Origin of the sequence: Paenarthrobacter sp. CAP02 (assembly GCF_040137855.1) — a bacterium.
In the GTDB taxonomy this organism is placed as follows: Bacteria; Actinomycetota; Actinomycetes; order Actinomycetales; family Micrococcaceae; genus Arthrobacter.
The window spans coordinates 251322-270316 of sequence record NZ_JBEEII010000007.1; the positions used below are offsets into that span (position 1 = coordinate 251322).

Consider the following 18995-nt stretch of genomic DNA (forward strand, 5'->3'; position numbering starts at 1 on the left):
GGCCGGCTGCAGGTAATCCTGCAACCGGCCCAGGTTGATATTCGCGGTTCGCCCCTACGGCATGCGGTAGAGGAACGCCGCCATGGCGTCGCGGTTAATGGGTGAGAGCGGGCGATAGGTCCGGCCACCGTAGGCGTCTCTCCAACCGGAGGAGATCTTCTGCTCAGCCAGCCATGCCATCTCTGTATAGAACTGCTGACTGACAGCTACATCCTGAAACGGTGAAGTGTACGGCGGCCCATATTCGGGTGACCCAGCCAGCCGGTAAAGGAAGGCAGCCATGGCGTCGCGGTTGATGGGAGCCAGCGGCCTATACGTCTTTGAGCCGTCAGCTTCGGACCAGCCCGAGGAAATACCGCTTTGAGCCAACCAGGCCATTTCCTTGTAGAAAAGCTGTGAGGTCAGCACATCCTTGAACGGAGACTTCGCCGGGGGTGTGTAGGCAGGCGAACCAGCCATTCGGTAGAGGAAGGCAGCCATCGCATCACGGTTGATAGGTGTCAAAGGGCGGTATGTGAGGCTCTTGTCCGCTTCCACCCAGCCGGTGGAAATCTTGCGGTCGGCCAACCATGCCATTTCCTTGTAGAACTGCTGGCCGGTGAGGACATCTTTGAAGGGCGACTTCGTCGGCGGTGTGTAGTCCGGCCCCTTAGCGCTGAAGGTCGCAGCCCACTCTGTGGTGGACCCGTCCAGTATCAAGAAGCCGGGTTTGGCACTTGCCCAAATCCTCACGGGGCCTCTCGCCATATGGGTTCCAGGCGCAATAACGCCGCCGCCCCAATGTTGATACTCAATACCCGCCGACGCAGGAATGGTGTAGGTATCTCCGCCCATGTAGGGTCCGTCAGCAAAGATTACGGGAGCGGGAGTGAGGACTTTGTTGGCCGCCAGGATTGTCACCCCTGTGGTCCGGACGAAAGAATTGTATTTTGGCTTGGTGCCCGTGATGGCCACGGAAACTGTTTGCCCTTCGTCGGCCTTAACCAACGTGTATTGGGTACTGGTGGCTCCTGCGATCGGACTACCGGCACGGCTCCACTGATAGCTCAGCTCTACAGGCGCTGGCCCCCACTCGCCCGGCTGGGCGGTAATGGTATTGCCCACGTAGGGCTGACCCTTAATGCTTGGGTAATCGGCTCCCAGATCTCCAAGCGGAATGGTCACCGTCGGCGCGGAAGTCACCGAGATGGTGGGAGAGTTGGTTTTTGTGCCTGTCACAGTGGCGGTGACTTTTGTACCAACGTCATCTGCCGTCAGATAGTACTCCTTATAGGTGGCCCCAGGTATGGCGATCCCGTCGCGATTCCACTGGTAGGAAAGCGCAACGCGGAACTTTGGGCTCCACACACCCGGCTCGACATACAGGCCATATCCAACCATGAAGTAGTTGCCACCAATTTGCGGCGTGGACGGCGTAATGGGTGCGTCCGCCAACGACACGTCGAGCGTTGCGGCGGCGGCGTCCAGAAGGCCCGCCCCGCAATCCGTCAGACACTGGTACATCGGCTTGGCTGTCGCTTTCAGCCGTTCTTCCAGTTCGTCAGGCTTGAGCGAAGGCCTGGCAGAGAACATCAACGCTGCGGTGGCGGCTACATGTGGCGCCGCCATCGAAGTGCCCTGCATCAGGTAGTAGCCCTGTTTCGCTGGCCCGTCCAGGCCGGTGTTCCCTGTGGACAGCACGCCCTCCACGGGAGCGTTTCGCATGTCGCCGCCCGGCGCTGAAATATCGATGGTCGGACCGAAGTTTGAGTAATACGCCTTGCCCTCGGAAGTGGTGCTGGCACCCACCGTTATCACGCCACGACAGTTGGCCGGGCTGATCTGCGAGGCATCAATCCCTTCATTGCCGGCAGCCACCACTACAACTGCTCCCAATCCTCGGGCAGTATCAATGGCTTTCTGATAGGTGGTGGAGCATGCCGCACGACCACCCAGGCTGAGGTTGACGACTTTAGCGGGGTTGGCGTTGGCGGGAACACCGGCGACGGCCCCGCCGGCACCCCAAACCAAGGCGTCCGCGATGTCGGAACTGTAGCCGCCGCAAATACCCAGTGCCCTGACGGGGACTACCTTGGACTTCGGGGCCACTCCGGCCACGCCCTCATTATTTCCAGCAACCGCTGCGACAATGCCCGCAACGTGTGTACCGTGCCAGGACGATACCTCTGCCGGCACTCCCTCACCACACTGGCCTTCTGCCCGCGCGTCACCTTTGTCCTGTGGGTAGGGGTCGCGGCCGTTGCCGTCCCGGGCATTCTCGGCAGAGCTGATCATGTCGTAGCCGGGCAATATGTTGGCATCAAGATCGCTGTGGCTGACGATTCCCGTATCGACGACGGCGACCACACTGTTGGCACCGCGGGTAATGTCCCAAGCTTCCAAGACACCCATTGCGCGATGCGGCCACTGCACATCGTAGTAAGAGTCGTTGGGGGCCACAGCGAAGGGCCGCATCATGACGTCCGGCTCTGCGTACTCGACGTTCGGGTTTGAAGCCAGGGCAGCAACAAGCTCCCCCGCTTCGTCCGCCCCGAGCTTGCGGTTTGTTTTGACCACCTCTTCACCTGAAGCAGTAGTGCGCACAGACTCCAGCGAAATGCCCACGGCTTCGGCCGCCGACCCGAAGGCCGATTGCCGGTCTGCCGACTGAATGCCGGCCCGCTCTTCAAATTTCACAATGAACTGATCCGTGGGAGCCACACTGGCGTCAGTGGTCATGGCACGTGGGGTGCTGCTAAGCGCTGGCACGGGTGCATCATCGGCGGCGGCGGGAACAGCCGGTAAACCAACCCCGACGAGGGAAATCAGGCCCAAAAGGATTATTCGAGAGCGCAAGTGGGCTCCCCGTTGGTTCTGCATAGACAGCGCCCTCTGCTCATACGCCCCCAAGAGCGCAAAAAATTGGCCGCCTGAGTGCGGCGAGGACGAGTCTAGCTACTATTTTCAGGTTTCTGTGAATTTCCTGGGAACCACACCCCTGTTTTAGAACAACCGCACCCGATATCGGTTGCACAGGCCCTTCATACAAGTTATTTGACAGGAGCCGGCGCGGTATCCACGACACGGCGCTTTACATCCTGCCGGGTAGTTTCGGTTTGGAATCCACAAGATGACAATGCCGCTGGCCAGTCCCCCCGACAAGTAGCCAACTCCTCGAAGCAGGCCCGCAACAGCTCCTTTGGCGGTGGAGTATGCCCGTCGCCAGTGTCAGGTCCCCACCGATCCATCAGCATGAAGAGGTTCGCCGATCCTCCTACGACATCCAAGAAAGGGATCTGGTGGTTCTGTATGTGGAACCAGTCCTTGGCGTTCTGGATGAGAGCGACGGTGTGTCCGAAACCTGCAGCGTAAGAGGGAAGTAGGTCGTGAGCCACGCTTCCTGGTAGCTCAGACATGTCTTGGCCTTCCATCCCCCAGGCGTGGGTCAGATACCTCCCGACAGCTCCAGGATAGAAACGGGAGATTGAAGTCTGGGGATTGACTGCAAGTGCAAGCGACGTCGTGAAATACCTCGACAATGCAAGGCTCGCGTAACCGCCGCCAGAGCTGCCAAAGAAGATCACGTTGTAACCTCCCGTCGCCCGCAGGATGCGCCTGATGACGTCTGCCAACGTTTCTTGGAGATCTGGCTGTTCGCTCGTTCCCGCATACCATGCGAGATTGAGGTCTGAAGATTTCCGAAGGCTGGGGTCCGAAATGAAAATCCGGTTAACGGGCAGCCCGGAAGTCACGCCTTTACCCAGGAACCACGGCAGACGAACATCCTTTTCAGCTGCGCCGTGGAAACACACGAGCGTTGTATCCGAGTTTGTAGGTAGGTTCAGGATCTCGATGGGCAAGCCCTGGTGCCGAATTTCCAACAGCCCCGCAGGCACTTCTTCCGACGACAAGAACGCTTGAAGGTCCGGGAAGGAAGTCGGGACGGGTGTATCAGCGGGCTGGTTATCTGGCACCCCGGTAGTCTAGCCGTCACATCCGTTCAGTCCTGAATCTGTTCGAAGCTGGATGGCCCTAGTAGTTCCGACGATGCTTCAGCCTCGGAATCGCGACGGCGAATACCGCCGCCGCTGCGAATCCCAGTATCCCGGTGGCCCAGACGCCGACGGACAAGGACACCGCGGCCGTCAACCCGGACAGCAGCACCGGTCCCCCAGTTGCCCCCGAATCTGCGATGAACCTCCAAATGCCAAGAAAATGACTGCGGCCGTTGTCTGGGGAGAAGTCGGCGCCCAACGTCATGATCAGCCCCGAGCTGATGCCGTTGCCAAATCCGATCAACAAGGCTGCCAGCAGCAAAGAGACGAATCCGCCTGTGAAGGGGATCAATATCAGCGCTGTACCCATGATCAGTGTGGAGGGGACAGCCACCCACTGCCTGCCCTTCCTGTCCATGAGCTTCCCCGCCGGGTAGAACACCAGCATGTCGATCGCCCCGGATAGGCCGAAGAGCAACGACGCGTGTGTGGCGTCGAGCCCCAGGTGATCCGCCCACAGCGGGATAACCACCTGCCGGGACGCCCTCAACGCGCTCAGCAGGAGAATCCCGAACCCGACAGTCAGGAACACTCCCGCGTGTGAAACCGCGACGCTCCGCAACGTCGACGCCGGAGGGCGGGGGCCGCCGTCGGACGCTTCAGGGGCCACCAGGTCCGGGATGGTGAGCGACAAGGCCGCAGCCGCCATCATGCCCGCGAAGCCCACCCAGTAGGCCCCGCTGATGCCGGCAAACTGCATCACGCCAGCGCCGACGAAGGGCCCAATGAAGATGCCGATCCTGGTCACGCCGCCCAAGGTGGAGAGGGCGCGTGCCCGGAAGATAACCGGGACGGCTTCGGTGAGGAACTTTTGCCGGGCGAGGTTGAAGACGCTGGCCGACATACCCACCAACGTCATGGACACTGCCAACAACCAAAGACCGTTATCCACCCGCGGCGCGAAGGCTGATGCGCCCAAGGCAAGGGCACCCAAAGCGCCGGCCCCAACGATGGACCAACGTTCGCCGAACTTCTCCGTGATGATCGACGCCGGAATGTTGAAAAGCCAGGAGCCTATGCCAATGAGAGTTACGACCAACGCCGATACTGCAACGGAGGCGCCGAGATCGCGGGCAGAGAGAGCAATGACCGGGAGGACGGCACCTTCGCCAATACAAAACAACAGCGCTGGCCCGAAGGCCGGGAGTGCGATGCTGCGCAGGCTGAAAGCTTGGTTTGTCTGGGTATTGGTCATCCCTTTCATCCTAGGACTGCGGCAGCCGCAAGCCGGGCCAGCATGACGTTTCGCAATGCACGCACCGGTCTGATTGCACACTGGCCAGCGCGCAGGTGTTGCGGTTCCGGGCAGCGGAACCGCAACACCCACATGCGAAGCGGGATCGTCCGGGACTACCGGCGGTTGGCTGCCGCCTTCCGACGGCCGGCTGCCGCCAGGAACAGGCCCATCAGGAGCATGGCTCCCGCCCAGAGAACGAAGGTTTCGTTCAGGCCCGTCTTAGCCAGCACGCTGGGGCCTCCGACGGCGGTCGAAACCGCGGTGGTCGGCGCACCCTTTGTCACACCAGCGGCTACGACCGTGCCGGCTTGGGTGCCAGCGCTGCCGGTGGTGATGAGACCGGCGGTGTTGATGCTGGTTGTCGGAGTACCCGTGGGAATCTCTCCACCGTTATCGGGGCCACCGGAGGTCGGAGGGGTAACAACAGGCGGGTTCACAACCGGAGGCGTGACAACCGGAGGGGTAACCACCGGAGGAGTGACAACCGGCCGGGTAACCACCGGAGGAGTGACAACCGGCGGGGTAACCACCGGAGGAGTGACAACCGGCGGGGTTACAACCGGAGGGGTGACCGTTCCTACCGAACCGCCACCTACGCCCACCGAAGCGGAGCCGGTGCTAACGGGAACCGTAACGGGGATTATCAGCTGAGTCCCCGAACCAATGCCGCCAGAACCACTCGTGGTACCGCCGCTCGTCGTGCCTGGAATAGTCCCACCTGTGGTGCCCGTATTCGTGGCGGAAGAATCACCCAACACGCCAACCGACGTCGAACCCAGGCCCACTGGAACCGTCACCGGAGCAAAAACCTGAGTCCCCGAACCAATGCCGCCAGAACCACTCGTGGTACCGCCGGTCGTCGTGCCCGGAGCCGTCCCACCTGTGGTGCCAGTGTTGGTGACGGAAGAATCACCCAACACACCAGCGGACGTCGAACCCACCGTGATAGGAACCGTCACCGGAGCTACAACCTGAGTCCCCGAACCGATGCCACCAGTGCCACTCGTGGAAGCACCCGAAGTAGAACCACCGGAAGCGGCAGATCCGGCTGGGGAACTCGACGTGGCGGAAGAATTACCCAACACACCAACCGACGTCGAACCCAGCCCCACCGGAACCGTCACCGGAGCAACAACCTGAGTCCCCGAAGCAACACCATCCGAACCACTCGTCGAAGCACTCGACGACGAACTGCCAGGCGCAGCGACGCCCGAAGAACCGGACGTAGCCGAAGAATCACCCAGCACACCGACCGCCGTCGAACCCAGGCCCACCGGAACCGTCACCGGAGCAACAACCTGCGTGCCCGAACCAACACCATCCGAACCACTCGTCGAAGCACCCGACGACGAACCACCAGGAACAGCCCCAGCAGTGGAACCGGACGAACCGGAAGTGGCCGTCGAGTCGCCACCGACACCCACAGCAGTGGCTCCGATGTTAACAGGGACCGATATCGGAGCCACTACCTGAGCGCCGGATGCAAGACTCTCTCCCCCCGACGTTGTTGCCTGCGCTGGCGCTGAAGCTGCCGGCGCAGGAGTCGATGCCGCTGGTGCTGAGGTGGCGGTTGAGTCCCCCAGGACACCCGCCGACGTCGACCCCACCGTGATGGGAACCGTCACCGGTGCAACCACTTGGGTGCCGGACGCAATCGCGCCAGCTCCGCTGGTGCTGGCTGCCGGCGTCGAGCTTGTTGCCGCCGGAGCGGCAGGTGTAGCTGAGCTCGTCGCAGTGGAACCCCCCAGCAGACCCACTGACGACGAGCCCAGGTTTATGGGCACCGTGACCGGAGCGACCACTTGGGTCCCGGAACCGATGCTGTTGGAGCCGCTGGTGTTGGCGGCGGGTGTTGCGCCGGAACCTACAGCGTGTGACGGCGCGGTTGTTGTGGCTGCTGAGTTTCCCAGCAGTCCCAGCGAGGTGGCGCTGAGATTGGTTGGTGCTGTTATAGGCGCTGCCACCTGCGTTCCGGAAAGGACTCCGTCCTTGCCGCTGGTGGTGTCCGCGGCGTTTGCCGCGGTGGCGCTGAGGACAATCATGCCCCCGGCAAAGCATGTGCCGATAAGGCATTTGCGAATGGTCGTGTTCATTGTGATCTTCTCCTGAAGGATCTTGTTCCCAGAGACGTCCGTTGACGAACGTCCTTACAACCGTCTGCCGCGAAAAGTGGCGCGGCATGGCCAGGGAATCAATCAGGAGAGGAGCCAGGGTCAAAACAAACGGGTTCGGGACTCTGCTTTTCGCCGACCGCGGAACAACCCGGTAGTGAGTCGACGGGAACAATCATTGCCTCGTGCAAGAAAGCAGCAGCGGGGCTTGGTGGGCCATTTTGGGAACTATTGGATCCGGCCCCAGCCACCCCGGCGGGTACCGCTTCGAGGGCAAGACGCGGGTCAGCGGGTAGACCTGGAAGCACCGCCGACGGCTGGACTTTAGTGACCGGGATGCTGCCCCGTGAGCTGAGTACGTGGGATATGGACACCGTCGTAGCGATTGTGGGTGCCGAAGCTGCGGACTCGGCCTTTGTAAGCACGACTTCGCGCCCCGGCAAAGCGTCCGCGGCTGCAGAGACACTTTCGGTCAGGATTTCCGGCGCAGACGGCGCGGTTCCGTCCAGCACTGGCGGAACGGATGAGTCCGCTCCGGAGAGTGGAGGTAACGCAGGTGCAGATGGTTCAAGGACCGTTCCCACCGGCGGCAGAACGGTGTCCACCACCCCAACGATCGGTTCAAGAATGGGTGTGGTCACATCGGTGACAGGCTCCAGTCGCACCGGTGCGATTGCATCGTTGACAGGGGTAGCAACTGCACCAACTGAATCGTCAACGACATCAGTAACCGGCGTAATCACGGTGCGCACGGCGTCGTCGGTCGTATCGGCAGGGAGGATATGGCTGACCACCGGGACCGAACCAACGACGGTGTCAACAGATGCGCCCGTTTGTTGAACGATTGGCGTGAGAGCGGGCACGGGAACTGCAATAGGTTTCGCGGGTATCACGGCTTTGGCCGGCGCTGGCACCGGCACCGGCACATTCGGCACCGGAACACTAAGGGGCGGTGTGGGCGCGCTTTTCACGGTCGAAGTTACTGAGGCCACGGTTGAACTGACTTCACCCAGGAGTGAGTGGCTATTTTGTGGGCCAGAGTCGGCATTTGCTGACGTTGCCGAGAGAGCCATCCAGATTGCCGTGCCAGCTCCAGCGACCATGACAGAGCGGAGAATGCTGGTAGCACGCGGGAAAACGCGTGAACCCTTCATCTCGACACCCCCAGGTAGTCGCGAACCAACGGTCGCCTTCATCCTAGGACGGACGCAGCCAATTAGTCCATGGCTGGTATTAAAGAAATCCTTAGACATCCGCGGCTGGACGCGCACATGGTCGCGGCACCAGCACCTAGCGCGGTTAAACATGCAGCGAACCTTTGCCGAAGTCGACAAATCTATTGTTTTAGCCTATTTACGGGCTGTGCCGTGAGCGCCATCGTAAGCAACTTACGAGATCGTGTAAGACATTCTGGGGAGATAACTACATGAAGCGTTCGCATGTTGCATTAATGGGGACACTCGCACTCACACTAGCCGGACCGGTCTCACCGGCTCTCGCTGCCACTACACCAGCGCAAGTAACTACCGGATTTTCCGGCACGGCGTATGGCTCCGACATTTTCAATGCCGACGAGACTCTGACGTCTGGCCCTACGGCTAGTTCAAGCATCAGTTGCACCGGCGCCACCGGTAAAACATCCTCGAACACTGCCGCGGCACTTACCGTGCCTGCCGTCGGAAATGTCGGTGCGGCAACAACCAGCGTCAAAAGCCGGGTTACCGCCACTGGGAAACGGATCGAAAGCAAATCAACGATTAACGGAACCAACCTTCTCGGTGGCCTGATCACCGCCGGTGCCATCATGCCGGAGAGCTCGGCGGACAAAAATACAGCAGGCGCGTTTGCCGGAACGAACAAGACCACCATCGCTGATTTGAAGGTTTTGGGTGTCGCGGTTGGGGCCAATCCCGGCGCTAACACGGTGCTCGACCTCACGGTGCCGTTAGTGGGTTCGGTTGGAAAGATCACGTTGAACGGGCAGGAAAAGCGCTTGGTCAACGGCGCCTATCGGATATCGACCACGGCGCTCCGTGTCGAAGTCCTGAAGTCCGGGCTGCCTGGGCTCAGGGTCGGAACGACAATCCGCCTTGGGGTTGCGCAGCGAACCTTACGGCTCCGCAGTCGGGCTATCTTTCCGGCACCGGTTTCAGCACCAGGGCCTTGCTTGCTTCGGGGCTGATTAGTTCAAGCCCCACTGCGCTGTCCTACGTCGGATGCAGCGGTGGAGCAGGATCAGAAAATCTGGCAGGAGCCAACATTCCGGGTCAGGCAACGGTCGGAGCAGCCTCGACGAAGACCAGCGGTGTCCTAACCCCGCAGCCGAAGAGCACCGTGACGAACACCATCGCAGGAATCAATGTCCTCAATGGGCTGATTCAGGCGGATGGCATCAAGGCCGAGACGAGCGCTACACGGGCTGCGGGCGCCACCACGGCCACTCTGACGGATACGTCCACCTTCACCAACCTCAGGATTGCCGGGCTGCCCGCCATCAATGCATCGGTAGCTCCGAACACGGTGGTTCAAGTCGCCGGGCTAGGGCAAGCTACCCTCCACAAGGTCAGCAAATCGTCCAGTGCCATCATTGTCACGATGGTCGACGTTGTCCTTAGCCAGCCCATCGGTGCTTTGCCCACGGGATCACGTCTCCAGATCGGCTACTCCAGCACGGGAGTCGCACTCTAGGCGTATGTAGTCGCCAAAGACCCACAGCTGCTGGGCGAAAACGGGGAACGGTCCGTCACCAACTACGGTGACGGACCGTTCGTCTATTCGCCAATTAGGTGACCCACCTGCTCAGGAAGGGTACGAACCTGTTTTTCCAGGCCCGAAGTCAGGGGTACCCAAAGTGGTACGACTCGCAGCATTGGTTTCCTGCAGCCGCTTGATGAACCAGCGGGATTGTTCTGGACCATACGGCAGGACGGGGATGGCTTTGGTTGCGTCCGAGGGCATGTCACGAATCGACTGGGTGGCCTGCCGTACGGCGGTGCTCATGGTGTTGGCCATGGTTTTGACGAACTGGTCGCTCGCGGGCTCACCGTGGCCCGGAACCAGGTGTTCGTAACGGTGCCGCAGCGCCGAGATGTGACGCAAGGCGTCCGCCCACTCTTCCGGGTATGAATCCTCGAAGGACGGGTGGGCGCCTTGTTCCACAACATCGCCAACATACAACGTCGAGCTGGTGCCTACCAGCAAATCACCATCCGTGTGGGCCCTGCCCAAGTAGAACAGCGTCGCAGTGACCCCACCGAGATCAACCAGCACGGGCTGGTCATGAACAAGTGCATTAGGGACAACGACCTCGACGGCCTCCCCCTCCCCTGCTGCCATCTCCGGTTCGTTCGTGGCGACAAATCGGCGTTGATTGTCGGCGTCTTTTTCAATGGCCGCCGCGCAGTTGGCGTGGGCCCAAAACTCCGTAACGCCGTCGTCCGCAAAAACTGCATTCCCAAAGAAATGGTCGTAGTGGGCGTGGGTGTTCACCACTACCAGCGGCAGCTGGGTCTTTTCCCGCACGGCATTAAGGATCTCGCGGCCTTGGCGCGGGCCGCAGCCGGTGTCGATGACCATAGCGAGCTCGGCGCCCACCACGAGCCCGGTATTGAGTAACGAACCCTCGGTTTTCAAGACGTAGTTGTCCGGTCCGAGTTCTAGCCAAGCTGACAATGCGTTCTCCGTATCCAATGCAATCCGGCGATGTTCAGGCCTCTACTCTACCCACGGGAAGCTGTGAAACAGCAGAACGGCTTGCTGCGGTCCGGGAGGCTGACAGCCAAAAAAACCCATGTGGCCGAGGACAACGCCTTCGCGTGCCCTCCGGCCACATGGATCTCCGCTAGGGGATTCTTAGTTCCGGGCTATCCAAGTACTGGTAGCGGTGCATGAACGCTGCCATGGCATCACGAGCGACAGGCGACACGGGCTGGAAAAGCTTCGTGCCATCTGATTGGGCCCACCCCGTGCTGATACCCGTACCGGCCAACCAGGTGATCTGCTTATAGAACTGGTTGTCGGTGGCTACGTCTGCGAAAGGAGACACCGCGGGCGGAGTGAATGCTGGGCTACCGGCAAACCGGTAGAGAAAGGCGGCCATGGCATCACGATTTACGGCCTGGAGTGGCCGGAAGGACTTTGTGTTGCCCGGCTCAGTCCAACCGGTACTAATATTTTGCGCTGCCAGCCATGTGATTTCTTTGTAGAACTGACTGCTGGGAGCAAGGTCAATGAACGGGGAAACCGTGGGTGGAGTAAACGACGGGGACCCTGCCAACCGGTACATGAAAGCCGCCATGGCATCCCTATTCACGGAACTGAGGGGTGAATAGTTGAAGGTGCCGTCGCCGTTGGCGTAGCCGGTACTGACTCCAGTTGTTCCCAGCCATGTGATGTCGTCAAAGAACTGCGCGCCCACGGCCACGTCCTTGAACGAACTGAACTTCGCCAGGGCGAAATCTACTCCCGTAAGGTTTTGTGGCATTGTCACCGACGTCAACGTCGCAGAACTTCGGAGCAGTTTATTCGCGTACCACTTGGCGGCAAAAGGAACGGGAGTGGTGGTAGCCCCTTCGAAGGTCTTCGTCGGAAGGGCAACAACCTTGTATTTCCCGCTTGGCAGTGCCGGAATCGTGTAGGTTCCATCGGGCGCCGGGTACGTCCAGGAAACTACGTTGGCGAACCAATAGTTCGGGCATGACCAGCCCACTGCCGCCAAGGGCTGAACACTTGCAGGTTCTTCGGGAACTGAGTTGATCGCTGGTAAAGGCACGTCCTCGGGAAAAGCGCCTACACAGATATGCGGCAGTAAGGATGCATCCGGCCCAGTGATCTTTCCGCTGATTTTGGCGCCAACCACCATAGTGGCGTCTATCCCGTCAGCAGTCTGACCAGCCCTCAGCTGAACGGCTGTCGCCGCTTCGTAACTAGACTTGTTTGTGTACCACTGCGTGGCCAACGTGCGGTTATTGATGGCATTGTGACTAAAGCGAACCTTGTATGTGCCCGCCGGGAGGCCCCATAAGGTGTACTGGCCATCGCTTCCAACGAAGAATGACTTGTCCGCTGGGCCCGTTTTGCCGTTCTTAGTGTCGAAGGCCGTGACCAGGACCTCCGTTGAATTCACTCCAGCCGGAACTGCCACCTTGCCTTTGATGAAGGCGCCCTTAACCATCAAAAAATCGATTCCGTTGAGGGCTTGTCCGTCGGCCACAGCAGCAACCTTGCTGTTCTGGAGAAATTCGTCGGAGCCGTAGACCAAGACCTCGTACGTTCCTGCCGGCAGGCCGGTAATCGCATAACTTCCATCTGGGTTTATAGTTCCGTAGACCCTTTCAGCATTGCCGTCCTGGATTTTGGCCGAGATGAAAAAACCCTTGAGGTCCGTTCCAGCTGGCGCGGAGATCGTTCCACTGATGGAGGCCGTCTGAGCCGCCATCGCAGGGGTTGATACAACCCCGCCGAAAATGAGTGCTACCAGAATTCCAAGTGTGGCGGTAGTCAGCCGCCATGTTCTGTTCCGTTTGAACATTGAAGACCCTTTTCCCCGGGCCACGACAGCGCGCCGCCCCCCATATTGCCTGCGGACGCAGACTGAGAAGAATGTAACAAGCCGGAGGCCGCGGAAGGCAACGAACGCCGTTTATGACTTGACTCCACAGCGCGCCGAGCACTCAGTTCAACAGGGATTCGGCCTAGGAAGCCACCGCTAAGATGCCTAAGCGCGAAGCAGGCCCAACCGGCGGCCTATCCGCACCAACATCGAGGAATTAAGTTTGCCCAGCCGGCCCTGCAGGGACTCAACCTCGCGTTCCACAGCAGATATTGCCGAGGACATGTCTTCCAACGCTTGCCTTAAACGCTCACGCTCGGCCTCAGCCGCGGCCAGGGTTCCCGTGGTGTCCTCCAGAGCGTGCGTCAGTCGGTAGAGCTCCACGGACTGGTGCCCGATATGTGCCTCGTTGTTGGCCGTGAGCTTCGCTGCTTCGGGGTGTTCACCAGAGTGAAGCTCCGGGAAAATCGGTTCGGGGATGTCAAGAATCGGAGCGACCGGTGTCGCTCCCTTCAAGGTTTCGACGACGGTGTCCCACCAAGCACTTTGGAAGTCGGCTTGTGATGGGCTAATGGTGTTCAGGTAATCCCTGATGTCACGGCGACGACGCCACAGTTCGTCCACGAACTCATTGAATTCAGGAGTGACTACATGCCGGAGCGACCGCATCGTGTGGCCCAGGCCCCAGTTCGCCAAGGCGCCGCCGAGGCGAACCTCTCCGTAATAATCCACGGCCAGGGCGAGGCAAGGAACGCCCGCTCCGAGCGCAAAGACGATGGGGTGATAGCGGCTGGCGACCACGAACTCAGCCTGTGTTGTCAGGGTGGCCGCTTCCTCGGCAGTGAACTGTCCACACACGGTGACGTTCTTAGCCCGCATCCTGCGCTGGATATCCGCGTGAGTCTCGATGTCGATGTCGCGGTTCCCCGGACGGGACATGTGCGGAATCATGACAACATCAAGGCTGCCCGGTCCCGCAATCCTGTCCAGAATGTCGGCAACCCGTTGGTTGAAATCGTTTCTGTCCATGGCGCCGGTCCCTGGCGCGAAGCTGGCGACCAGATAGGGACGTCCAGGCTTCGGCTGGTACGACGGTTCCGCCGATAGGTAGCCCTCGCCCTCGGGGCTCGCTTTGAGGAAGCTTGCATCGTCCAAGGTCAAGCCGGTCTGGAGGCCGGCTTCATTCAGCATTTCCAGCGACGTGCTCTCACGCACGCTTGCCAGCGCGGCGGACCGGAAGAGTTCAATAGCCGTGTCGTAATCCGGACCGGTAAGAACGGGGCCGACTGTTTGCCCAGAGATAACGAGAGGCTTTCCCAACGACTCTGCTATGGCGCCGAGTGCAGCACGCTCATAAAGCAACCAACCGTAGGGGGAATTCATGTTGCCGCCGCCGGCAATGACCACGCCGTCGGACTCGCCAACGGTCTTGATAAGCGCATGCACTTGGTCGCCTGCCGGAAGAGCGTCCAAGTCGCCAGCCAAAACGGCGCGGATTTCCTTTAGGTATGTCTCGCGCCGGTGTGGAGGCCAGGGAAACTCCAGTGTCTTCACCGCAGATGTGTCATAGAGGCGTGCGCTCTGTTCAGGGTTGCGGGAAAGCAGGACGATGTCCGAAACTCCCCGGGCCTGCAGTTCATCCACCACCGCGTGGGCCATCGCCTCATCGCCCACGTGATAGACGGATTGGCCAATATCTCCCAGAACTACAACTCGCACGATTCCCCGGTGTTAGATCACAAAAAACAGATTCCAGCCTACCGGGTCAGCCCACGGTCAGCAGAAACGCACCAGCCAACGAAGGAAGGCATGACCCCGCTACGGGCGAGGTCATGCCTTCTCAGGGTGCTGAAACTAGCAGCGAATAAGGATCAAGGTGTTTTCGAAAGGAAGTTCTGGACGTTCTGCAGAATAGGCGCCCTTGTGTCGTACTCGAGGTAGTTGATATCCATGAGAACCACCACGCGGCCTCGCTTGGACTTCATATCCGCCTCCGACCAGACTCCGCCAACAACGGTGCTATCGCTCCGGGCGAAGACGTTCCGCGCATCGACTCCCCCAAGCCCGCTGATTGCTCCGGGGGCAAGGGGTTCAAAAGCAGAAAGAAGATTGGGTGCTTTCGAAATTTGGTTGGTTGCTGCCGGGTTGAACGTGTATGGTCCGTCAACGTCACCTTGCCGACCCACCACAACATCCTGATCCACGAGCACCTGTCGCAAGACCCGTTGCACTGTGTCGTTCACTTCCTCACAACAAGGCCGTTCGCCCGTAAGGTAAGCCGCGCCGCCGTCGATAATGTAGCCGGCAACCTGCTGTTCCTCTGCTGCGGTCCATCCGTTGTATGACGGGTTCCAGATGGATTTGTAAGTGCCCAATTCTGCGGGAAGTGTCTTGGAAATTACAACGTCCGCTCCGGCGGCCCGGAGGGTTTGAGCGACGTTAGCCACCCCATAACCTTCGTCGGTAGAGCCGTACACAAGGACCTTGTTGCCTCGCACAGGTTTAGGGTTCACCACCAGGGACAATGCCGCAGCTGCAGATATGCCCCGACTGTCGGTCACGCTGAACGTCATAGGTGTTGTGCCGGCAGCCGACGGAGTTCCGCTGACGACGCCAGTTACGGCGTTCAACGAAAGGCCCGCGGGCAGGCTTCCCTTGGATATCTTCCACGCGTACGGTGCTACGCCTCCAATGGCTCCAATCCCAATCTTGTACTGCTTGCCGAGGACAGCTCCGGGCAGGCTCGTGGTAAGGATCTTCAGCGGCTCAATCTTCGGAGCTACTTCAGGCTCCGGAGCGCCTGGCGGCTGCGGCTTCGCGGACCACGTTGCGATGGTCTTCTCGAATATGGTGCCTGAGTACACCGTCAATTTCGCCGGTGAATCCTCCCAGAAGCAGAACGCACAAGCACCCAGTTCAACGCCGGCTGACGCTTTGAGCTCAGCCATCGGATCCTCGGTGGGGTGGAAGCCGGCCTCCAAGGAAGCTTCGATCTTGCCTGTGATTCCAACGATGTCCATCCATGTGATGCGGGTATCCAAGGCGCCCGTGAGGGTCGCATCGATGCCTGAATCACTGGAGAGCGCAAGAGGTTCATGTTCGGTGCTGCATGACGCTGAGCGGCTTTCCTGCTGGTCCCTCCACTGGTACGAGGTGCCACATTTCAGTACAACAGAGGCGCTGATATCCAACTTGCCGGTTACTTCGAAGGTGATGCTCGGCTGGGCGGCCATGACAATTGCGCCTGCACCTGAGGGGACAGTTACCTTCACTTCAGGCACCGTCATAGTGCATTTGCCTTCGCCTGAAACTGCTGCGCCCATGTTGACGGTTATTGATCCGTCAATGTTCGCCTGCATGAGGTGAAGACCAAACCAACCCCACTCCGCGTAGACAGAAGGCTCCAGATCGGGGGTAACGGACAATCCCTTCAGGTCTGCGGTGGCTCCGCGATCACATTCCATTTTCGGTTTGACCGCGTTCAGAGATTCCTGGGGCGTAGCCAGAACCGGCGGTGCCTCAGCCTGCTGGGCGGACGCGCCCGTTGTGGTGAAGTGAACAGTTCCTTCGGAATAGGCCGAGGAAAGATTGCCGGGTGAGGTCTTGATTAGCTTGGTGCCGGCCGTGGTAACGCTCACGTCATCTGCAATAAGGACTGCTCCGGACTCGACGTTGGCCCAGGGGGCCAGCGTCAGGACCTGCCCCTGAGCCACAACGATGTCTGTCAGTTCGATTGATGTGATCTTCCTGGTGGCGGGGTCCCTTGTAATGGCAACGATGTTGTTGCCTGGGACGTGGATGGTGTCCTGCTTTGGAACTACGACTTCACATGGCTTTCCGACGCATTCCTGCGGAGCCGACTGAGGTACGTCGAGGGTCAGCGTACGCGATACAGTCATGCCGGATGAGTCCGTCGCCGTTACGGTGACCGAGCTGGGACCCGTGACGGTAGGCAACCCGGATATTGCCCCATTGGGTGCGATGCTAAGTCCCTGTGGGAGACCTTGCGCTTTCCACGCAAGCTCTCCGAATCCTCCGGCTCCCTTGAGTTGGTCAAGGTACTTGACCCCGGCAATGCCCTCCATCAGTTGTTCATTCGTGATGGTCAACGGGCTCTTGAATTGCTGGAATCTGTACATGAATGCCGCCATTGCATCGCGGTTCACCGACTGCAGCGCACGGTAGGACTTGGTGCCATTGGACTCATTCCAACCCGTGCTGATTCCCCTTTGGGACAACCACGTCATTTCTTTGTAGAACTGCTGCGACTTGGTGATGTCAGCAAACGGCGTTGCTGCTGGTGCGGTGTAGTCCGGGCTACCAGCTAGCCGGTAAAGGAATGCTGCCATGGCATCCCGGTTGACTGGCTGGGTTGCCCGGTACGTTTTGGTTCCGTTTGCTTCCGTCCAACCGGTACTGATGCCGGTTGAAGCCAGCCAGGCCATTTCCTTGTAAAACTGCTGTGAGGTGCTCACGTCGGCAAATGGCGAGACCTTTGGCGGGATAAATCCGGGGCTCCCTGAAAGGCGGTACATGAATGCAGCCATCGCATCCCTGTTAACGGGCAAGAGGGCGCGGTAGGTTTTGGTCCCGTTCGCTTCGGTCCAACCAGTACTGACTCGCGCAGAGGCCAACCATGCCATTTCCTTATAGAACTGCTGCGACGTGGCGATATCCGCAAACGGCGACGTCACTGGTGGCTTGAAATCCTGAGACGTGTCTTGGATGGCGGTGTCCGCGGGTTGGGTAGCTACAGTTGCAGCAATGCCGGTGAGCGACGCCTGGGCCGCAGCTGGAGAAGCTTGGGCCTGTACAAGGCCGGTCAGCATGAGCACAGAGAGAGCAAGGCTCACTCCCGGAACAAAAAGTCTGTTTCTTCGATGTTTATTGCGCACTAAAGTCTGCTTTCCGCGCTGATTGGCGGAAAACCCGCCCCCATTGATGGCTACCGATTAGTGGCCAAGCGACACACTACCCCAGCTTTGTAAGGGACCTTTCAACTGGGGAATTATGAAGGGGCAAATCTCTTAAGTTACGACCGCAGATAAAGTACTTCTTCCGTCGAGAGACATTAGAACGGGAGGTCAGAAAAATCTAACCTCCCGCTCCTTTGAACTAATCCTTGTGCTTACAGTTGTCCGTACTTCTGGTTGTACCTGTACATGAATGCGGCCATCGCATCGCGATTCACGGGCTGGAGCGGCCGATATGTTTTAGACCCGTTGGCTTCGGTCCATCCCGTGGAGATACCTGAACCGGCCAACCAGCTGATTTCCTTCCGGAACTGCGCACCAGCAGGGACATCCGTAAATGCCGCAGAGGAGGTGAACGCGGGCGAGCCAGCGAAGCGGTACATGAACGCAGCCATCGCATCTCTATTCACCGGCTGCACCGGACGGAACGTCTTGGTCCCGTTCGACTCAACCCACCCCGTGGAGATACCCTTCGACGCGAGCCACGTGATCTCCTTGTAGAACTGCGTAGAGGGAGTCACATCAGCAAACGGAGACTTAGCAGGTGGCTGGAACGCCGGCGAACCAGCCAGCCGGTACATAAACGCAGCCATCGCATCACGATTCACAGCCTGCAACGGCCGGAACGTCCGGGAACCATTAGCCTCAACCCACCCCGTGGAGATGCCCTGCGCAGCAAGCCAGGAAATCTCGTCATGGAACTGGGCGCCAGCAGCCACATCAGCAAACGACACCGCCGACGTCGCCTTGAACGTCCCCGTCCACGAAGCCGTTGCACCGGGTGCCAGAACATAATCCGTCACCGCACGTGCAGTCACCGTCACCGTCCCCGAACCCGGATACGACCCCGCAGCAACAACCTTCCCCCCGACCAAATACTCAACCCCTGTCGTAGCAGGAACCGTATAGGCGTCGTCCTTCGTGCCGTCCTTATCCGTAAAAACCACAGCAGCAGGCGTCACCACCAACGGGGTCGACTTGAACGTCCCCGTCCACGAAGCGGTCGCGCCGGCAGCCAGAACATAATCCGTCACCGCACGTGCAGTCACCGTCACCGTCCCCGAACCCGGGTACGTGCCAGCAGCAACA

At 59.7% G+C, this 18995-nt stretch carries 11 protein-coding genes; 2 read left to right on the forward strand and 9 right to left on the reverse strand.

Annotated elements, in window-relative coordinates:
• Positions 1–54: 54 nt before the first annotated feature.
• From ABHM97_RS14365 to ABHM97_RS14380, 4 genes are all read right to left on the reverse strand, one after another.
• On the reverse strand, positions 55–2859 hold the full coding sequence (locus ABHM97_RS14365; protein ID WP_349471221.1) for a S8 family serine peptidase: 2805 nt from the start codon (positions 2857–2859) through the stop codon (positions 55–57).
• 170 nt (positions 2860–3029) lie between these two features.
• Positions 3030–3953, reverse strand: a complete 924-nt coding sequence (locus tag ABHM97_RS14370; protein ID WP_349471222.1) for a hypothetical protein — start codon at positions 3951–3953, stop codon at positions 3030–3032.
• 58 nt (positions 3954–4011) lie between these two features.
• Positions 4012–5229 carry an MFS transporter gene (locus tag ABHM97_RS14375; RefSeq protein ID WP_349471223.1) on the reverse strand — a complete coding sequence of 406 codons (1218 nt, stop codon included), beginning with the start codon at positions 5227–5229 and terminating at the stop codon, positions 4012–4014.
• Between the two features lie 155 nt (positions 5230–5384).
• Positions 5385–7364, reverse strand: coding sequence for a cell wall anchor protein (locus ABHM97_RS14380; RefSeq protein WP_349471224.1), 1980 nt, complete (start codon positions 7362–7364; stop codon positions 5385–5387).
• Positions 7365–8832: 1468 nt separating this feature from the next.
• Here ABHM97_RS14380 and ABHM97_RS14385 point away from each other — a divergent pair.
• Complete coding sequence (locus ABHM97_RS14385) at positions 8833–9564, forward strand: choice-of-anchor P family protein (RefSeq protein WP_349471225.1); 732 nt, start codon at positions 8833–8835, stop codon at positions 9562–9564.
• A complete protein-coding gene (locus ABHM97_RS14390; protein WP_349471226.1) occupies positions 9546–10070 on the forward strand; it encodes a choice-of-anchor P family protein in 525 nt (174 codons plus the stop codon). The genes ABHM97_RS14385 and ABHM97_RS14390 overlap by 19 nt, the downstream gene beginning before the upstream one ends.
• 111 nt (positions 10071–10181) lie before the next feature.
• Here ABHM97_RS14390 and ABHM97_RS14395 read toward each other — a convergent pair whose 3' ends face one another.
• The 5 genes from ABHM97_RS14395 to ABHM97_RS14415 all read right to left on the reverse strand — a co-directional run bounded on the left by ABHM97_RS14395 (position 10182) and on the right by ABHM97_RS14415 (position 18730).
• Positions 10182–11054, reverse strand: coding sequence for an MBL fold metallo-hydrolase (locus ABHM97_RS14395; RefSeq protein ID WP_349471227.1), 873 nt, complete (start codon positions 11052–11054; stop codon positions 10182–10184).
• A gap of 169 nt (positions 11055–11223) precedes the next feature.
• A complete protein-coding gene (locus ABHM97_RS14400; protein ID WP_257370690.1) occupies positions 11224–12819 on the reverse strand; it encodes a carboxypeptidase-like regulatory domain-containing protein in 1596 nt (531 codons plus the stop codon).
• A 279-nt stretch (positions 12820–13098) separates the two neighbouring features.
• Entirely contained in the window at positions 13099–14652 is a 1554-nt protein-coding gene (locus ABHM97_RS14405) for a polysaccharide pyruvyl transferase family protein (RefSeq protein ID WP_349471228.1), read from the reverse strand.
• A gap of 152 nt (positions 14653–14804) precedes the next feature.
• Positions 14805–17762 (reverse strand): Ig domain-containing protein, encoded by a 2958-nt coding sequence (locus tag ABHM97_RS14410; protein ID WP_349471234.1) that lies wholly within the window; start codon positions 17760–17762, stop codon positions 14805–14807.
• A 299-nt stretch (positions 17763–18061) separates the two neighbouring features.
• Positions 18062–18730, reverse strand: a complete 669-nt coding sequence (locus tag ABHM97_RS14415; RefSeq protein ID WP_502921294.1) for an S-layer homology domain-containing protein — start codon at positions 18728–18730, stop codon at positions 18062–18064.
• Positions 18731–18995 lie beyond the last annotated feature (265 nt).

Excerpts from the sequence above, each read along its gene's own strand:
- ABHM97_RS14375 (WP_349471223.1), bottom strand. The coding sequence starts at position 5,229 with ATGACCAATACCCAGACAAACCAAGCTTTCAGCCTGCGCAGCATCGCA.
- ABHM97_RS14410 (WP_349471234.1), bottom strand. The coding sequence starts at position 17,762 with ATGCTGACCGGCCTTGTACAGGCCCAAGCTTCTCCAGCTGCGGCCCAG.
- ABHM97_RS14380 (WP_349471224.1), bottom strand. The coding sequence starts at position 7,364 with ATGAACACGACCATTCGCAAATGCCTTATCGGCACATGCTTTGCCGGG.
- ABHM97_RS14365 (WP_349471221.1), bottom strand. The coding sequence starts at position 2,859 with ATGCAGAACCAACGGGGAGCCCACTTGCGCTCTCGAATAATCCTTTTG.
- ABHM97_RS14400 (WP_257370690.1), bottom strand. The coding sequence starts at position 12,819 with ATGGCGGCTCAGACGGCCTCCATCAGTGGAACGATCTCCGCGCCAGCT.
- ABHM97_RS14385 (WP_349471225.1), top strand. The coding sequence starts at position 8,833 with ATGGGGACACTCGCACTCACACTAGCCGGACCGGTCTCACCGGCTCTC.